This window comes from Vibrio sp. 1288 (assembly GCF_033344475.1).
This window is the reverse complement of sequence record NZ_JAWPOX010001031.1, coordinates 1-535: the sequence shown is the minus strand read 5'-3', so window position 1 is coordinate 535 and position 535 is coordinate 1. Positions and strand designations below refer to the sequence as shown.

Genomic DNA, 535 nt, shown 5'->3' with positions numbered 1-535 from the left:
GAGCCCTTCTCTGGCAAGTTGGTGAATAAATTCTAGAGTTGGCTCCTCTTGAGTATTGGCAGCGGCGAGCTTTTCACTTTTCTCTCGTTTTTGATCGGGGCCTTCTTTGCCCACTTGCTCGGCGGTAAATCGTTTATGCGTACCGTCGCAAAAAGGCGCATTGGCGGTGTGCTTGCACTGGCAGAGATAAGCATCTTCATCTTTTTCCGCAGTAAAGCTCATTGGCTTCATCCCAGTTCCAGAATGCGAGCCGTCACAATAAGGTTGCTTTTTTGATCGCCCACAACGGCAAAAATAGTATTCTTGCCCGGCCTTCAATTCGACTTTGATCGGCTTGTTATCAGCGATGATTGGCTTGCTCATGTTGCCCCCTAGTTATTGTTTTTCACCATGCTTTGTCGCTGGCTTTCAAATAAGCGTAGAACAGGAGCCAAAGAGCGTCAGTGCAAGCGGAGTAAAATGCGCGATTGCGACCGTCCTCTCCTATACTTTTTATGGGTCTCATACACGTGGAGGCTATATGACGATTGCAACC

The 535-nt window shown here is 48.0% G+C and carries 1 protein-coding gene; it reads right to left on the bottom strand.

Annotated elements, in window-relative coordinates; genetic code table 11:
* Positions 1 to 363: CDGSH iron-sulfur domain-containing protein (locus R8O11_RS30740; RefSeq protein ID WP_318195323.1), on the bottom strand; the 363-nt coding region annotated here is incomplete at its 3' end.
* Positions 364 to 535 lie beyond the last annotated feature (172 nt).